Here is a 16105-nt window from a genome sequence, read left to right as displayed (position 1 = left end):
CGGGCAGCCCGTTAGGAAGAGAACCCATGCCAGATAGTGCCCCGCAACAACTGCTTCATCTCGTCATCGGTGGCGAGCTCGTCGATCTCGAGCACAACACCTTCAAGAACCTCGACGACGTCGACATCGTCGGCCTCTATCCGAACTACGCCACCGCGCACGCGGCCTGGCGAGCCAAGGCGCAGAGCACGGTCGACAACGCGCAGATGCGCTATTTCATCGTCCATCTCCACCGCCTGCTCGACCCCAATCAAGAACCGGCGCGTTGAAAAAACTGCTTCGCAATACGCTGCGAAGCAGCTTTATTCAGCGTGCCGTCGGGGTCCTGGCGGCTGAATATCTGCGTCTGGTCTGGCGGACCAACAAGTTCAGGTTCGATCCGCCTGACGTCTATGACCGCGTCGAGCCGCAGATCCCGGCGATCTTCGCCTTCTGGCACGGCCAGCATTTCCTCACCCCCTTCATCAAGAACAAGGATTGGTACCGCGCCAAGGTGCTGATCTCCCGTCATCGCGACGGCGAGTTCAATGCGATCGCCGCCGAGCGGCTCGGGATCGGCACCATCCGTGGTTCCGGCGATCACGGCGGCGCCTTCCACCGCAAGGGCGGGGTCGGCGCCTTCAAGGAAATGGTGCGGACGCTCCAGGACGGTTGTAATGTCGCGCTGACCGCCGATGTCCCCAAACGCTCGCGCGTGGCCGGGCTCGGCATCATCATGCTGGCACGGGAATCGGGGCGGCCGATCATGCCTTTCGCAATGGCGACCAGCCGCTTCATCCGGCTCAAGAACTGGGACCGCACCACCATCAATTTGCCATTCGGGCGAGGCGCATTGGTCGGCATCAAGGAAATCCACGTTCCACCGGATGCCGACGCCGCAACCATGGAAGCGCTTCGGCTGGAGCTGGAGGAGACGTTGAACGAGGCGACCCGCCGCGCCTATGCGCAACTCGGGCGCCCGGGACCGGAAGATGCCTGACCCGCTGCCGATGACGCTGCGAATGTATCAGCGCCTGGCCTCCGGCCTGGTGCCGCTCGCGCCCGCGCTGATCAAGCGGCGGTTGAAACAGGGCAAGGAGGATCCCGCGCGCGTCAGCGAGCGGCGGGGCTTGTCGCGGGACGTGCGGCCACATGGCCCCCTGGTGTGGATCCACGGCGCCAGCGTCGGCGAGGTTCTGGCTGCGGCAGCGCTGATCGAGCGGCTGCGCGATCTCAATCTGCGCATCCTGCTCACCTCCGGCACCGTCACCTCGGCGGCCGTGGTGGCGAAGCGCTTCCCGCCCGACGTCATCCATCAATACGTGCCGTATGATTCCCCGCGCTACGTCGCGCGCTTCCTCGATCATTGGAAGCCGTCGCTGGCGCTGTTCATCGAATCCGACCTGTGGCCCAACCTGATCCTCGCCGGCGCGGCGCGCCGCGTGCCGATGGTGCTGATCAACGGGCGGATGTCGCCGCGCTCGTTCCCGCGCTGGCGGCGCATGCACGGCACCATCTCGGCGCTGCTTTCCCGGTTCGACATTTGTCTGGCACAATCGAAGACGGATGCCGAGCGCTTTGCCGCGCTCGGCGGCCGCGACGTCCTCACCACCGGCAATCTCAAGCTCGACGTCCCGGCGCCGCCGGCCGATCCCGCCAGGCTTGAGCGGCTGATGGCGATGACGCGCGGGCGGCCGATCATCGTCGCGGCCTCGACCCATCCGGGCGAAGACGAGATGCTGATCGCGGCGCATCGAAGCCTCGCCGGCTTCTTCCCGCAGCTTCTGACCGTGATCGTGCCGCGCCATCCGGACCGCGGCTCCTCGATCGCGGGTCTGATCACCGCCTCGGGCCTCAAGCCGGCATTGCGCTCGCGCGAGGAGCTGCCGGCGGCGACGACCGACCTCTATGTCGCCGACACCATGGGCGAGCTCGGCCTGTTCTATCGCCTTTCGCCGATCGTCTTCATGGGCGGATCGCTGATCCATCATGGCGGCCAGAACCCGATCGAGGCGATCAAGCTCGGTGCCGCCATCATCCATGGTCCGCACGTCTTCAATTTCGCCGATGTCTACGAGACGCTCGACGGGCGCGGCGGGGCGCGCCAGGTCGACACGCAGGAAGCGCTGGTCAAGCAGCTCGGCCAATTGCTGGCCGATCCCACCGCGCGCGACAAGATGCAGCGCGCCGGCGCGGGCGTGGTCGAGCAGCTCGGCGGCGCGCTCGATCGCACCATGGCGGCACTCGAGCCCTACCTGTTGCAACTGCGGATCGAGATGGGAGCCGCCAATGCGTGAGCCGGCCTTCTGGTACCGGCCACGCTCCCCGCAGTCGCATGTCCTCAGTCCTCTGGGTGCGCTCTACGGCGCGATCACTGCGCGTCGCATGGCGCGCCAGGGCTTTGACGCCGGCATTCCCGTGATCTGCGTCGGCAACTACCATGTCGGCGGTGCCGGCAAGACGCCGACCGTGCTGGCGTTGACCAAGCTACTGCGCGAGCTCAGTGAGATCCCGGTGGTGCTCAGCCGCGGCTATGGCGGACGCCTGAAAGGTCCGATTATGGTCGACCGGGCGCGTCACACCGCTTCCGACGTCGGCGACGAGCCGCTGATGCTGGCGCGCGAGGTCCCCGTCGCGGTCGCGCGTGATCGCCTCGAGGGCGTCGCGCTGGCGAAGTCGCAAGGCGCCACCGTGATCCTGATGGACGACGGCTTCCAGAACCCGCGTCTGCACAAGGACGCCTCGCTGATCGTGATCGACAGCGAGCGCGGCCTCGGCAACGGCAAGGTGTTTCCCGCCGGTCCCCTGCGCGCGCCACTGCAGGCGCAGCTCGCGCGCACCGATGCGCTGGTCCTGATCGGCGACGGGCGTGCCGCGAACGATGTCGCGGCCGAGCTTGCCAAGCGCGACAAGCCGGAGCTGCGCGCACGGCTGAAGCCGAATGCGGCCTCGCTCGCGCAGCTCCTTGGCAAGCGGGTTTTCGCCTTCGCCGGCATCGGCGATCCCGAGCGCTTCTTCCGCGGCTTGCGCGCCAGCGGCATCGACGTCGCACGCACGCGCCGGTTTGCCGATCACCACATGTTCTCGGATGACGAGCTCGCCGCACTCGCGGTGCAGGCCCGGCGCGAGCAGCTCACGCTGGTGACCACGGAAAAGGATCTCGCGCGTCTGCGCGGCCGTGAGGGCGTGCCCGAGGGCATCGTGGCGTTCGCCGTGCAACTTGAGTTCGACGATCCGGCAAAGCTGCAGGAAGTGATCAGCGACCACCTGTACAGGGCGCGCGAGCGGCGGTTCAGCACACGTTGATCTCACACGTTAGGCCAGCGTCTCTGCCGTAGCGCCAAAAGCGAAGTGTCGCGGCTGACGAATTCTCTTCCGCACGTTTGGGACCTGATATAGCCTTTCATGAGAGCCGTCACCGGGACGTGCCGAACTCCCGGCAATCATCGGCGGCGTTTATGCCCACGGCGGGCCCTACCTTCATCATTTCAGATACGACGGCCGCAACGACCAGTTCGCGGCAAGGCAAGTTATTGCCAAGAGCACAGAGAGCAGATTCCAAGAGCACAGAGGAGAACATGCCATGCATTTTTGCCTCACCGGACAATACACATCACGCTCCCTCGAGGCCATTCTGGAAAATCCCACGACCGATCGCCAGGAGGCGGCTCGAAAACTCATCGAAGCGGCCGGCGGAAGGCTGATCTCGATGTACAGCGTTGCGGCCGACGGCCCCGGCGTTTTGGTGATTTTCGACGTGCCTGACCCGAGTGCCGCTCCGGCCATTTCCGGCCTGACCGTCGCGGCGGGCACCCTGCAGAACGTGAAACTGACTCGGCTGTTCACGCAGGACGAGATCAAGCAGGTCCGCCAGAACGCGGCAAGGCTGCGTTCTTCGTATGCCCCGCCTGGAAGCTGACATCCGGATCTGAAGCGAAGCCGCCGCGGCACCAAGCGGCGGCAACGTTCACGTCACAGCAACAATCAAGTTTGCAAGCCGAGGGCATCGTGCTGGGTTCGGCGCCATACGCCGACCGAACCTGCTTGCCAGCGGCCTTGGTAACGGCCTGCGACCGCCGTTCAGCATTCAGTCATGCTCACCACACCCCGACGGCCATTAACCCGACAATGGTCAGGCATGAGGCACAGGCTACCATGACAGTATAGCATTCGGGTGTATTCATTGCTTCCTCCCAATCTGTTGCCAAGTGCTTGGTCACTGCACGCGGGAGAGATCGCCGGTCCTCGGCCGCTTCAATTCGGCACGCCGCAACCGATTTTGCGCTGCGCGTCCGTCCTCTCATCCTCACCCTGAGCTGCAGGATGATTGTGCGCTTCGAGAGCTTCAGAGCGTTCGGCTGAGATCAGAAGCTGCTTCCGCATTTCAGCGAGGCGGGCGCGGCAATATTCACGATAGAGCAGGTCCAATATGGTGGGCATGATTCACCCCCATCGTTTGAATTTGATTTACAGATATTCCACCGCGCATTTTTCGAGGTGATCGTAGCCCGCCGGATGACTCTTCGATATGAGCCCGTTCACAGACTGCGCCAGTTCCAAAGCTCGATCGCCGTTTGGCTGACTTGATTGTCTGCGCGATAAAAGGAGCAGGGCTAATTACCTAACACGCAATATAGCAGCCCATTGTTTCACCAAGACTTCGTCAAACAACTTAAGAGCGCCGATTTGCGACAAAGAATCCAACTACAGCGTGAAATGACGAGCCACGGAGTGCAAGTAATCTTTGATGCAACGCGGATCGTACGGCGAAAATCATTTCGGCTGCGGGAACCGCGGTTCAGGTGCGCGCGCACATCGTCTCCATCCCAAGTCGCGCGAGAAGCTGCGCCCCTGTTGCAGGTGGCTGCGCTCTTGTCTCCCACGACCTCAACTCGGAAAGCATGCCCGGGCGGTCAGCGTCACCGGAGAGAGGTTGAGAATCTGCGGGAACGTGAATGCATAACTCGCGCTGACCTCGTTGCCGCATGCTGACGCAGAAAAGGTGAATGTCTCCGCAGGGAGCGTGAGGCCGAACGCCTGCTGCGCAGCGTAACTGGTGATGGCACTGCTGCTTGGGCAGAGCGTGCTGTTGACGGTTGCGCAACGCGCTGCCATTTCGCTCCCATGCTGGATTCCCAGCTGAGTCCAGAACAGCAGCCCGCATTCGATGATCCCAAATATGAACAGGAAGAACGCCGGAGCGGTCAGCGCAAATTCCAGCGCGGATGCGCCTCGATTGTCTTGCCATAGTGCCGCGAGTTTCACTGCAGCCTCGCAGTGGATTGCGCGCTGTAAGTGTATGTGGCCGCCACAATCTGGTAATCGATGATGGTATAGTACGTCGCCCGCGCCGAGACCGTCGTATACGTTCCAGCCTGCGCGCCGCCGGTGCAAACCGTCCCGCAGGTGACAGTGCTGACACCTGCACTCGTTGGGCATCCGCAAAATTGGACCGGCGGAGGTGAGGCGGTGATGTCCGTGGCGCTGGTGGCACTTCTTACGGCGTTCGAAATGCCGCTCGCGTTAAAGCCGCGCGCAATTGCGTATTGCGCTCCCGCTTGTGCGGCATTTTCGACCTGCATCTTGCGATACAGTGCAAGCCCGATGTCCGTTACGGAAACGACCATCAGGGACAGCACCGGGATCAAGATGCCGAATTCGGCGGCCGCAACGCCGCGTTTGTCGCTGACAGCAGCGCGCACGTGCCCTGTTAGAGAATCAAGCAACCGACGACGGCGCCTGGATGAGACGCTCTGAATTTGCATTGACCCAAACCTCATTCGATGAGCTGTGCGGTTTGCGAACCTATGGTCGCGGTGCCGAGCGCGGTGCAATTGACCTGGAGGTTCGACGTGCCGCTGAACGTCAGCGTGTCCGCGATGATCTTGGTGCAGGATGTGCTCGTGCCGTTGCCGCCGCTGAAGCTGAGATTGGCCTTTGGCAGATAGATGGCGCCGCCGAAATTCTGTGTGCTGCCACCGGTGAGATTGAAAGCAGTCCCGGCCGGCATATTGCGGTCGCCGTACATGACGATGCCTTTCGTGGGGCCGCTGGTTGGTGCCGTCAGGTTGATGGTCGCGTTGCTGCCGATCGAAGCGGTGCCCCAGTCGCTTCCCGAGCCTGTAAACACCAGGGTCACGCCGCTGCCCGCGATTGTGGCGTTTCCAGCGACGCTCAAGTTGGCCCCGTCCAGATAATAGATGCCTGGACTCAGATTCAGGACTGCGCCGGCATTGACCGTAATGCTGCCCATGTAGCAGCCGGGGTCGAGCGAGTTCGTTTTTCCGTTGGCGTTGACCGTAATCTTGGCGTTGGTGCAACTCGGCCTCGCGGGGGGAGAAACGTTGGCGTAGGGGTCGGCGACGGGCGATATGTGCGTCTTGATACCGTTGCTCGCCGTGATGCTGCTCGCGCCGGAGACGTCGCCAACCACTCCGACCTGATTTGCAGCGACGGAGGCGCTGCCGGCAACGTTGAGCGAGGGACTTGCACTCGAGTTGCTGTAAAGGTTGCACTTGATCAGGTTGAGCTGGTTGCCGCCGCTGACGTTGACGGCGGGACTTGCGCTCGAGTTGAGCGCAAGTACGCAGCCTGTCCCGGAATTTGGCAGGGCGACAGAGCGTGCGGTTATGAGCACAGGATCCGAGCCGAACAAGGCTGATAGCAGCCGCTGCTGCGGCTGACTCACGATGACTTCGATGGCCTGCGAATTCGAAGCATGATTGCCTGTCTTCGGTGGCTGGTTCACCGTGACCGTGACGTTGTTCGACCCGTTCGCGTAACCGTAGTTTGCCGTCACCGCCTTGGCTTCGGACAAGGGGTCGGTGCCCGCACTCGCCGCTGTCGCAGCGCTGACCGCGCCCGAGTCAGCCGCGCTCTGCATATTCTTGTGTTTGTAGTACCACCAGCCGACTTCCGTGCCGAGGCCCGCGGTGCCGACCAGGACCGGCATCAGCAGCGCCGAAATGAGCACATAGCTGCCCGACTGATCTCGGGCGAATCGTTGAAGCAGGCTAATCGTGCGTCCGCGCCGACGAGCATGATCCGCTGGGCACGATGATGCATCGAACGAACGGCTGCAAAGTCTCCGAGGGTCCATGCGCTTCTGCCCGCCTGCCACTTTTTCCCGCCACAATGTGGTGCAGACCGACTTAAATGAGGCCCAACGGGAGCGAGACAATTTTAGACATCAGCTGACATTCAGCCGACATTCATGGCCGTGCGCTATCGATATAGCTCCGATCAGGAGAATTCGATGAAATTGCGATCCGCGATCTTTGTCGCCAGCCTGCATGTCTGCCGGTTTTGCCCGCGCTTGCTCAGACCTCCTCGCCGCCGCCTGCCGCCGCTCCGGCGAATCCGACAAGTGCGGTGCCGGTTCCCGCGACCAAGCGCGTCACGTGCCTCGCCACGGCGCAAAATCTGAAGGGACAGGACAAACGCGACCAGATGCAGCTCTGCATGGCGCAGGCGCGGGTCGACTGCCTCAAGCAGGCGGTTGATCAGAAGATCGTCGGCGAGGCCCGCAAGACTTTCATCAAGACGTGTGTGGGCGCGGATGGCCGGGAGCAGCAATAGACGCGCGGGCGGGGCCTTAGGCCTGCGGCTTCGGCACGCCGGGGAAATGCCGCTGGAGCACGGCGGCAGGCGTGGCGTAGGCTTCTTGCAGATCCACACTCCAGTACTTCAGTTCGTCGAGCGGGATGCGCGCGTCGGTGATGGCACAACGCACATAGGTGCCCGGCGAGATCACGCGGAAATCGCCGTCAAGATATTGCACCTGCGCTTCGCCATGGCCCGAGGGGCCGAACTTGTTCAGCACGGTCGAAAGTCTCCGTGGAAGGCCTCTCCGTGGAAAACCTTGGAGGGCATAATGTGTCGGGCTGGATGTAGCATAGATAGGGTGGCTTGTCCGCCCGGTAAACCCACCGGTTTGTGATGTTTTGGCGCCGTTTCCGCGTGATAGTGCTTGGACGAAGGATCTTGACGCAGGGTCCGATGCGCCTTCGACTGACCGCCCTGTTCCTGACGCTCCTGACGTCGGCCGCGCACGCCGCGCCGGTGCCGCAGCAGGTCGACATCCCGCTGTCGTCGGGCGTCCTGCATGCGCAGCTCTACAAGCCCGAGGGCGAGGGGCCTTTTCCGGCCGTGATCGCGCTGCACGGCTGCGGCGGGCTCAGTGGCCATTCCGATTCCGTCCTGCCGCGCTATCGCGACTGGGCGGAGCGGCTGCTGAGGGCCGGCAATGCGGTGCTGCTGCCTGACAGCTACGGCTCGCGCGAGCTCGGGCCGCAATGTCGCGTCAAGGAGATGCACGTTAAGGCGCGCCGTGAACGCGTCACCGACATCGCGGCGTCACGCGCCTGGCTGATGAAGCAGAACTGGGTGGCGCGCGACCGCGTCAGCCTGATCGGCTGGGCCAACGGCGCCAGCGCGCTGCTCTGGGCAGTGCGGCCGCAGAGTGCCGCCCGCGATCTGGACCCGGATTTCCGTGCCGCGGTCGCCTTCTATCCCGATTGCCGGATCTCCGCCGGCCTCGGCTGGAGCACGCGGGTGCCGACCCTGGTGCTGATCGGCGCCAATGACGACGTCTCGTCGCCGCCGGCCTGCCGCCAGATGGTGGATGGCGCGCGCGGCCGCAGCGCGCTTGCGCGCATCGTGGTCTATCCCGGCGCTTATCACGATTTCGACCGCGCCAACACGCCACTGCACGCAGCCGCCGGCGGCACCGACGTAGCCGCGCCCGAGCATGGTCATCTCGGCACCGATATGCAGGCCCGCGCGGAATCGCAGAAGGACGTCGCGGAATGGCTGGCGCGGTGATCGCGGCGCCGTAGCCCGAACGAGCGAAGCGACATTCGGGGAGGTCGGTCCCGCAGATCGCGGCGCTCATGCGGACCACAAATCTGGAAGCGGGGCCGCCCGAGGAACAACATCAGGCGGACAGCGTCGCATCGACCACCGCCCTGTACGGACCATGATGGCCGACCGGCATCTACGGATCGCGCGCGGCGCCGTTTTTCAGCACATGGCCATGCCATCATTCGACCACGATGTCGACTAAACGCGTGTCATATGCGTAGCCGTATCGTCCTGTTCGCCTCCGCCCTGATCGTCTTCACCGTCGCGATCTTCCTGTTTGAAGCCCACGCCGGCGCGCCACAGCTCGTGCCGGAACATTGCGGCTTCTGGACCACGATCGACGCGGGGTTGTCGTGTAGGTAGAGCCGTAATACCTCCACATGCTCCGTCATTGCGAGCGCAGCGAAGCAATCCAGAGTCTCTCCACGGAGGGATTCTGGATTGCTTCGTCGCTTCGCTCCTCGCAATGACGAGCTTGTGGCTACGCTGGTTCCTACACACTCTCTGTCATCGCCCGGCTTGGGCGCCCCAGTACGCCGAGACGTCTGTGATTCACCGACAAGCCGCGGCGTACTGGCTTCCCCGCATCCGCGGGGAATGACACCGAGACCCGCGCCTAAAATAGGCTACCCTGATCCACCGGTTTGGCCACGCGCTTCGGCGCGGGCTTTGTCTCCTGTGCGGCCGGCTTCTGTTGCGCCGGGGCGCGCTTCGCCGCAGGCGCCGGGCGGTCCGCATCCGCAGTCGCGGCCACGCGGCCATCGGCAAATTCGATCTCGAGCCGCGCATTCGGTCCGACGCTGTCGGCCGCATGCAGGGGGTGGCCGGTTTCATCGCGCACCAATGCAAAGCCGCGCGCGAGCACGCTGCGGTAGGATAGCGCGGAGAGCAGCTTGCCGCTGTTCGCGACACGCGCATCGAGCCGTTGCAGCAGGGTGACGAGCGCGCGTTGCGCGCGCTCGGACAGCCGATGCGTGCGCTCGCGCTGGCGGAGAATCGCGTTGCGCTGGGCCTGCGCGTTGGAGAGCTTTGAGGCGCGCAGGCGAAGCTCGAGCCCGGCAAAGTGGTCGCGCCGCCGCCGCAGCAGCGAGCGCGCGGAGAGGCCGAGCCGCTCGCCGCAAACAGTGAGGCGGTGATCGGCCTGCGCGATCTGGCCGTGCAGCACCCGCAGCGTCAGCTTGGCGCTGGCGGCCGTAAACCTGCGGAAATGCGCGTGCGTGTTGGCCTTGAGGCCACGGGGCAGGGACGCGCCCGCCGAGTCCAGCCGCTGCCGCGGGATCGCGAGCAGGTCGCCGGCCGCCGGCAGCGCGCGCGCGGCCGCGCGCAGCTCGTTGCGGCGGTTTTCATGGCCGCGCTGCCAGCAGGCGCGGGTGCGGCGGGCGAGATCGGCGACCTCGACGAACAAGTCGCTGCGCACCGGCACCGCCATCTCGGCCGCCGCCGTCGGCGTCGGCGCGCGCTTGTCGGCGACGAAATCGATCAGCGTGATGTCGGTCTCGTGCCCGACCGCCGAGATCAGCGGGATCATGCTGTCGGCCGCCGCGCGCACCACGATCTCCTCGTTGAACGACCAGAGATCCTCCAGCGAGCCGCCGCCGCGCGCGACGATCAGGACATCGGGTCGCGGAATCCTGCCGCCTTCGGGCAGCGCGTTGAAGCCGCGGATCGCGGCCGCGACCTGCTCGGCCGAGCCTTCGCCCTGCACCTTGACCGGCCACACCAGCACGCGGCGCGGAAAGCGATCCTCCAGCCGATGCAGGATGTCGCGGATGACCGCGCCGGTCGGCGACGTCACGACGCCGATCACCTCCGGCAGCCAGGGCAGCAGCTGCTTGCGGGCCTCGTCGAACAAGCCTTCGGCGGCGAGCTTCTTCTTGCGCTCCTCCATCAGCGCCATCAGCGCGCCGATGCCGGCCGGCTCCAGCGCCTCGATGACGATCTGGTATTTGGAAGAGCCCGGATAGGTGGTGAGCTTGCCGGTGGCGATGACCTCGAGCCCCTCCTGGGGCTTGAACCGCATGCGGCTGTGCACGCCCTTCCAGATCACCGCCTCGATCTTGGCGCTCTCGTCCTTGAGCGCGAAATAGCAATGGCCGGAGGAGTGCGCCCCGCGAAAGCCGGAGATCTCGCCGCGGACCCGGACATGGCCAAAGGCGTCCTCGACCGTCCGCTTCAGGGACAGCGAGAGCTCGGAGACGGTGAATTCGGGCGCGTTGAGCAGTTGTTCCGCAGGCGGCATCTAGCAAACGATTCGGCATTTTGGGGTCAGACCCGACGTTAAGGATTTTCGCGCCCCGGCGCCAATCCGGATATTGATCGGGAGAGTACTCTGTGATATAGAGTTATCTATTGTTTGATGAGTTTCGGGAGATGAGCCATGGCGATCCGGCTGCTGCGCGGCGTTTTGACCGGCCTGAAATGGGCCTTGTGTGCCGTCGGCGGCGTGGCGCTGATCCTGGGCGCCATGATCTCAACGCCGCTGGAGCGGCCGCCCGAGATGCGATCGGTCTCGGATTCAGCCAAAGGCATCGACTGGTCCACGTTGCCACCGCTCGAACGCTTTCAGGCCCGCGATGGCACCTGGATCGGTTATCGCCACTATGCGCCGAAAGGCCCGGAGACGGGCCGCGGCGCGATTTTCATCCATGGCTCCTCCGGCTCCAGCGGCACCGTCAATCACGCGCTGACCCATGCGATCGCCGCGCGCGGGGTGGAGACCTGGGCGCTGGACATCCGCGGCCATGGCGGCTCCGGCACGCGCGGCGACATCGGCTATGTCGGCCAGCTCGAAGACGACCTCGTCGACTTCGTCGCTCATGTCCGCAGGAACGCACCTGATCTGCCGCTGATCCTGATCGGCCATTCCGCCGGCGCCGGCTTCTCGCTGCGCGTTGCCGCGACACCGATCATGCAGGACATGTTCGTCCGCACCGTGCTGCTCGCGCCCTATCTCGGCTATGACGCGCCGACCAACAGGCCGAAGGCCGGCGGCTGGGCCAACATGGACCTCCCACGCTTCCTCGGCCTGACCGCGCTGCGCAGGCTCGGGATCGACTGCTGTTCGCAGCTTCCGGTGCTGGCCTTGGCCGTGCCGGCGAGTTCGGCGAAATACCTCACCTCGACCTATTCCGACCGCCTGATGCGCAATTTCGCGACGCGCGGCTACCGCATCGATCTACCGGCAACGACACGCCCGATCACGATCTTCGGCGGCGCCGAGGACGAAATGATGATCTCGGACAAATATGCGGAAGCCGTGCAGGCGGTGAAGCCATCGGTTGACGTCAAGATCATCGACGGCATCAACCACATGGGCATCGTCACCAATCCAAAGGCCGTCTCCGCGATCGCCGAAGATGTGGCGACGCGCGGGGCAGGGCAGTCATGATCGACAGCAAGGAGGCGTCCGCGGCGCTGGCCGATATCGACGACATCGTCCGGCGCGTGAAGCAATCGCAGCTCTATGACCTGGCGAGCATCGCTGCCGTGTGGTGGGGCGTGTTGGTCTTTGCAGGGAATGTCGTGACCTGGCTCTGGCCGGTCTACGCAGTCTATGCCTGGGTTGCCGTAGACGTCATGGGCGTCGGCGGTCTGGTTGCGCTTCGCTTGTTCAATCCACCACATCACCCGCATGGTGCGGCCTTCGGCATCAGGCTGCTCCTGGTGTTCGTGTTGTTCTTCGCCTTCGGTTATCTCTGTACCAATGTGATCGGCCATTTCGGGCCACGCCAGTTGGGTGCGTTCTGGCCGCTCTACTTCATGCTGTTCTACGCGCTGGCGGGTCTCTGGTTCGGTTACGCCTTCGTTGCGATTGGTCTCGGCATTTCGGCGCTGACGTTGATCGGCTTCTTCTACATCGGTGAGGCGTTTCCGCTCTGGATGGCGTTCGTCAATGGCGGCGGTCTAATCATCGGCGGCCTCTGGATGCGGCGGAGCTAGAATTGGCCGAGCTCGACGACATCATCCACCAGCCGCTGCGGCTGAAGATCATGGCGGCGCTGAACGCGCTGCCGCAGTCGACCGGCCTGGAATTCGCGCGGCTGAAGAAGCTCACCGGCGCCACCGACGGCAATCTCGGCGCACATATCGAGACCTTGGCCAAGGCGGGGTACGTTTCCGTCGACAAGGCCTTCGTCGGCAAGAAGCCGCAGACCACGGTCACCGCAACCGCCGTCGGCCGCGGCGCCTTCGCGCGGCATGTCGCGACGTTGCAGGAGATCATCGCGGGGAAGCAGGTCTGATCGTCCGAAGCTGGCGCGAAACCCTCCCCTGGAGGGGGCCCTCCAGGGGAGGGTAAGAGCGGCTCGACGCGGCGGCCTGGAATGGCGGGAGTACGGGGGCCAGCCCCCTTGAGACCGACCGCGATTCGTGCGACCGACGCCGCAAGCCCACCCCATTTTCTGAGCCATCGATGCACATTCTCCTGCTCGGTTCCGGCGGCCGCGAACATGCCCTGGCATGGAAGATCGCAGCCTCCCCTCTGGTGACCAAATTCTGGTGCGCGCCCGGCAATGCCGGCATTGCGCGGGAGGCGGAGTGCGTGGCGCTCGATGTCGCCGACCACGCCGCGGTGATCGAGTTCTGCAAAAAGAACGCGGTCGAGCTCGTGGTGGTCGGCCCGGAGACGCCGCTGGCGGCCGGCATCGTCGACGACCTCACCGCCGCCGGCATCAAGGCGTTCGGGCCTAGCAAGGCGGCCGCCCAGCTCGAGAGCTCCAAGGGGTTCACCAAGGCGCTCTGCACCGAATTCGGCATCCCGACCGGTGCCTATGAGCGATTCACCAATGCCGAGGACGCGCGCGCTTACGTGCAGAGCCAGGGCGCGCCAATCGTGGTCAAGGCCGATGGGCTGGCCGCCGGCAAGGGCGTCGTGGTCGCCAAGACCGTGCGCGAAGCCGAGGACGCTATCGCCATGATGTTCGAGGGGGCGTTCGGCGAGGCCGGCGCTGAAGTCGTGATCGAGGAATTTCTGGCCGGCCGCGAGATCAGCTTCTTCGCGCTGTGCGACGGCGAGACCGCGATCCCGCTGGCTTCCGCCCAGGACCACAAGCGCGTGTTCGACCATGATGTCGGCCCCAACACCGGCGGCATGGGCGCCTATTCGCCGACGCCGCTGGTCACGCCTGCGATTCACGACGCGATCATGGCAAAGATCATCCTGCCGACGGTATCAGGCATGAAGCAGCGCGGCACGCCGTTTCGCGGCGTGCTCTATGCCGGGATCATGCTGACGACGCAGGGTCCCAAACTGTTCGAGTTCAATGTCCGCTTCGGCGATCCCGAGTGCCAGGTGCTGATGCTGCGCATGATGAGCGACATCGTGCCCGCCTTCCTGGCAGCCTGTGACGGGCAGCTGAAGAATTTCGATCTGCGCTGGCATCCGGAATCCGCGATCACCGTTGTGATAGCGGCGAAGGGCTATCCGGGCGACTACCAGAAGGGCACGCGCATCCGGGGGCTCGATGACGCCGCCAAGGTCGACACCGTCGAGATCTTCCACGCCGGCACCGTGGCGAAAGATGACGCGATCCTCGCCAATGGCGGCCGCGTGCTCAATGTCTGCGCGCTCGGCAAGACCGTGACCGAGGCGCAAGGCCGTGCCTATCAGGCCGTCGACCGTATCGACTGGCCGGAAGGCTTCTGCCGCCGCGACATCGGCTGGCAGGCGGTGGAAGCGGAGAAGGCCAAGAATAGCAAGACATAGCTCGTCTTCCGGACGGCAGCTCGAAGCTTTGGTGCCACCGCGCCGCCACATCGACAATCCAGATATGTGTAATCAGCGGTTGGGGTTAGCTGCCCCGCCGATAATACCGCTACTGTGCATGGGGTTGTTTTCGACAATTTACGTTGTCGGCCGCCCCCCGGGACTGACCAATAAGGATGCAAGAAGATGTCCGACCTCGCCGATCTCTATCCGGGCTTTGCTGCCGAATGGATCGATACCTCCTTCGGCCGCATCTTCGCCCGCGTCGGCGGCAGCGGGCCGCCGCTTCTGCTCCTCCATGGCTTCTCCGAGACCCATGTGATGTGGCACCGCGTCGCGCCGCAGTTGGCCGACAGGTTCACGCTGATCATTGCCGACCTGCCGGGCTATGGCTGGTCCGACATGCCCGCCAGCGATGCGCTGCATATCCCCTACAGCAAGCGCGCCATGGCTAAAGCTATGGTCGAGGTGATGGAGCGCCTCGGCCATGTCCATTTCGCGCTCGCCGGCCACGACCGCGGCGGCCGCGTCGCCTACCGCCTCGCGCTCGACCATCCCGGCCGGCTGTCGCGCCTGGCCGTGCTCGATATTCTGCCGACCTACAATTACTGGGAGCGAATGAACCGCGCCTACGCGCTGAAGATCTACCACTGGACCTTCCTGGCGCAGCCCTATCCGCTGCCCGAGACCCTGATCGCGAGCAATGGCGAGTTCTTCCTGCGCTTCAAGATGGCGAGCCAGACCAAGTCGAAGACGTTGGAGGCGATCGACGAGCGCGCGCTCGAGCACTACCTCGCCCCGTTCCGCGATCCCGCCCGGGTGCATGCGATGTGCGAAGACTATCGCGCCGGCGCCTATTTCGACTACGACCTCGACAAGGCTGATTTCGAGGCCGGCAAGAAGATCACCATTCCCATGCTGGCGCTGTGGGGCAATGCCGGCATCGCCCAGGCCGCCGCCACCCCGCTCGACACCTGGACGCAATGGGCCACGAATGTCGCGGGCATGCCGGTGGATTCCGGCCACTTCCTCACCGAGGAGAACCCGGACGCCACCGCGAGGGCGTTGCGCAAGTTCTTCCTCGCGGATTAGCGCCGCTCGCGAAAGAACTCCCGCAGCAGCCGCGCCGCCTCGCTCTCGCCGACGCCGGAATAGACGTCCGGCGCATGATGGCAGGTCGGGGAAGCAAAGAACCGCACGCCGGACTCGACCGCGCCGCCCTTCGGGTCGGTGGCGCCGTAATAGAGCCGTCTCACTCTTGCAAAGGAGATCGCGCCCGCACACATGGTGCAGGGCTCCAGCGTCACGTAAAGGTCGCAGTCGACGAGGCGCTCGCTGCCGATCTTCTTCGCCGCCTCGCGCAGCGCAATGATCTCGGCATGAGCCGTCGGGTCATAATCGGTCAGCGTCCGATTGGCGGCGGTGGCGATGACCTCGTAATTGCGGACCACGACGCATCCGATCGGAACTTCGCCCGATTTTCCGGCATTTTCGGCCGTCTTGAGCGCCAAATCCATGAAAGAAGGGGCTTTCATGCCTCGTATCATCGCCAGAAACCTG

At 64.5% G+C, this 16105-nt stretch carries 19 protein-coding genes; 13 read left to right on the top strand and 6 right to left on the bottom strand.

Translation table 11 applies throughout. The annotated features are described in order from the left end of the window. The first annotated feature begins 26 nt into the window (after window positions 1–26). The 5 genes from IVA96_RS01495 (at window position 27) to IVA96_RS01475 (ending at window position 3898) form a co-directional block, all read left to right on the top strand. Window positions 27–269: a DUF4170 domain-containing protein gene (locus IVA96_RS01495; protein ID WP_027575891.1), complete on the top strand. Its 243-nt coding sequence runs from the start codon at window positions 27–29 to the stop codon at window positions 267–269. After that, window positions 266–979: a lysophospholipid acyltransferase family protein gene (locus tag IVA96_RS01490; RefSeq protein WP_247277594.1), complete on the top strand. Its 714-nt coding sequence runs from the start codon at window positions 266–268 to the stop codon at window positions 977–979. Before IVA96_RS01495 ends, IVA96_RS01490 begins: the two co-directional genes overlap by 4 nt. Further along, the gene (locus IVA96_RS01485; RefSeq protein ID WP_247277593.1) at window positions 972–2276 is read left to right on the top strand and encodes a 3-deoxy-D-manno-octulosonic acid transferase; all 1305 of its coding nucleotides are present in this window, start codon (window positions 972–974) and stop codon (window positions 2274–2276) included. The genes IVA96_RS01490 and IVA96_RS01485 overlap by 8 nt, the downstream gene beginning before the upstream one ends. Then, the gene (lpxK, locus tag IVA96_RS01480; RefSeq protein WP_247277592.1) at window positions 2269–3285 is read left to right on the top strand and encodes a tetraacyldisaccharide 4'-kinase; all 1017 of its coding nucleotides are present in this window, start codon (window positions 2269–2271) and stop codon (window positions 3283–3285) included. Before IVA96_RS01485 ends, lpxK begins: the two co-directional genes overlap by 8 nt. 277 nt (window positions 3286–3562) lie before the next feature. Continuing rightward, window positions 3563–3898 (top strand): GYD domain-containing protein, encoded by a 336-nt coding sequence (locus IVA96_RS01475; RefSeq protein WP_247277591.1) that lies wholly within the window; start codon window positions 3563–3565, stop codon window positions 3896–3898. A 968-nt stretch (window positions 3899–4866) separates the two neighbouring features. Here the strand turns inward: IVA96_RS01475 and IVA96_RS01470 are convergent. From IVA96_RS01470 to IVA96_RS01460, 3 genes are read right to left on the bottom strand one after another with little or no spacing between them, the layout of a single operon-like run. After that, window positions 4867–5244, bottom strand: coding sequence for a TadE/TadG family type IV pilus assembly protein (locus tag IVA96_RS01470; RefSeq protein WP_247277590.1), 378 nt, complete (start codon window positions 5242–5244; stop codon window positions 4867–4869). Continuing rightward, on the bottom strand, window positions 5241–5744 hold the full coding sequence (locus IVA96_RS01465; RefSeq protein WP_247277589.1) for a TadE/TadG family type IV pilus assembly protein: 504 nt from the start codon (window positions 5742–5744) through the stop codon (window positions 5241–5243). The genes IVA96_RS01470 and IVA96_RS01465 overlap by 4 nt, the downstream gene beginning before the upstream one ends. Window positions 5745–5755: 11 nt before the next feature. Beyond that, entirely contained in the window at window positions 5756–7078 is a 1323-nt protein-coding gene (locus tag IVA96_RS01460) for a pilus assembly protein TadG-related protein (RefSeq protein WP_256464546.1), read from the bottom strand. Window positions 7079–7350: 272 nt separating this feature from the next. Here IVA96_RS01460 and IVA96_RS35725 point away from each other — a divergent pair, with 272 nt between their 5' ends. Continuing rightward, window positions 7351–7557 (top strand): hypothetical protein, encoded by a 207-nt coding sequence (locus tag IVA96_RS35725; protein WP_346347877.1) that lies wholly within the window; start codon window positions 7351–7353, stop codon window positions 7555–7557. Window positions 7558–7573: 16 nt separating this feature from the next. Here IVA96_RS35725 and IVA96_RS01450 read toward each other — a convergent pair whose 3' ends face one another. Next, complete coding sequence (locus IVA96_RS01450; RefSeq protein ID WP_247277587.1) at window positions 7574–7801, bottom strand: DUF2093 domain-containing protein; 228 nt, start codon at window positions 7799–7801, stop codon at window positions 7574–7576. Window positions 7802–7977: 176 nt separating this feature from the next. On the opposite strand from IVA96_RS01450, the gene IVA96_RS01445 reads away from it, so the two are divergent. Continuing rightward, window positions 7978–8802 (top strand): dienelactone hydrolase family protein, encoded by an 825-nt coding sequence (locus IVA96_RS01445; protein WP_247277586.1) that lies wholly within the window; start codon window positions 7978–7980, stop codon window positions 8800–8802. Between the two features lie 252 nt (window positions 8803–9054). Continuing rightward, on the top strand, window positions 9055–9204 hold the full coding sequence (locus IVA96_RS01440) for a hypothetical protein (RefSeq protein ID WP_247277585.1): 150 nt from the start codon (window positions 9055–9057) through the stop codon (window positions 9202–9204). Window positions 9205–9457: 253 nt separating this feature from the next. On the opposite strand, the gene xseA is transcribed toward IVA96_RS01440, so the two are convergent. Next, a complete protein-coding gene (xseA, locus tag IVA96_RS01435) occupies window positions 9458–11080 on the bottom strand; it encodes an exodeoxyribonuclease VII large subunit (protein WP_247277584.1) in 1623 nt (540 codons plus the stop codon). Between the two features lie 138 nt (window positions 11081–11218). Here xseA and IVA96_RS01430 point away from each other — a divergent pair, with 138 nt between their 5' ends. The 5 genes from IVA96_RS01430 to IVA96_RS01410 all read left to right on the top strand — a co-directional run bounded on the left by IVA96_RS01430 (window position 11219) and on the right by IVA96_RS01410 (window position 15637). Then, on the top strand, window positions 11219–12229 hold the full coding sequence (locus IVA96_RS01430; protein ID WP_247415079.1) for an alpha/beta hydrolase: 1011 nt from the start codon (window positions 11219–11221) through the stop codon (window positions 12227–12229). Continuing rightward, window positions 12226–12780: a hypothetical protein gene (locus tag IVA96_RS01425; protein ID WP_247277582.1), complete on the top strand. Its 555-nt coding sequence runs from the start codon at window positions 12226–12228 to the stop codon at window positions 12778–12780. The genes IVA96_RS01430 and IVA96_RS01425 overlap by 4 nt, the downstream gene beginning before the upstream one ends. Window positions 12781–12782: 2 nt before the next feature. Beyond that, window positions 12783–13082, top strand: a complete 300-nt coding sequence (locus IVA96_RS01420; RefSeq protein ID WP_247277581.1) for a transcriptional regulator — start codon at window positions 12783–12785, stop codon at window positions 13080–13082. Window positions 13083–13252: 170 nt separating this feature from the next. Next, window positions 13253–14545: a phosphoribosylamine--glycine ligase gene (gene purD, locus IVA96_RS01415; RefSeq protein ID WP_247277580.1), complete on the top strand. Its 1293-nt coding sequence runs from the start codon at window positions 13253–13255 to the stop codon at window positions 14543–14545. Window positions 14546–14731: 186 nt separating this feature from the next. Beyond that, window positions 14732–15637 carry an alpha/beta hydrolase gene (locus IVA96_RS01410; RefSeq protein WP_247277579.1) on the top strand — a complete coding sequence of 302 codons (906 nt, stop codon included), beginning with the start codon at window positions 14732–14734 and terminating at the stop codon, window positions 15635–15637. On the opposite strand, the gene IVA96_RS01405 is transcribed toward IVA96_RS01410, so the two are convergent. Beyond that, on the bottom strand, window positions 15634–16092 hold the full coding sequence (locus IVA96_RS01405) for a nucleoside deaminase (RefSeq protein WP_247277578.1): 459 nt from the start codon (window positions 16090–16092) through the stop codon (window positions 15634–15636). The genes IVA96_RS01410 and IVA96_RS01405 overlap by 4 nt on opposite strands. Window positions 16093–16105 lie beyond the last annotated feature (13 nt).

The sequence above is a fragment of the Bradyrhizobium sp. 159 genome, from assembly GCF_023073795.1.
Classification (GTDB): domain Bacteria; phylum Pseudomonadota; class Alphaproteobacteria; order Rhizobiales; family Xanthobacteraceae; genus Bradyrhizobium.
This window is presented reverse-complemented; position numbering and strand designations above follow the sequence as displayed.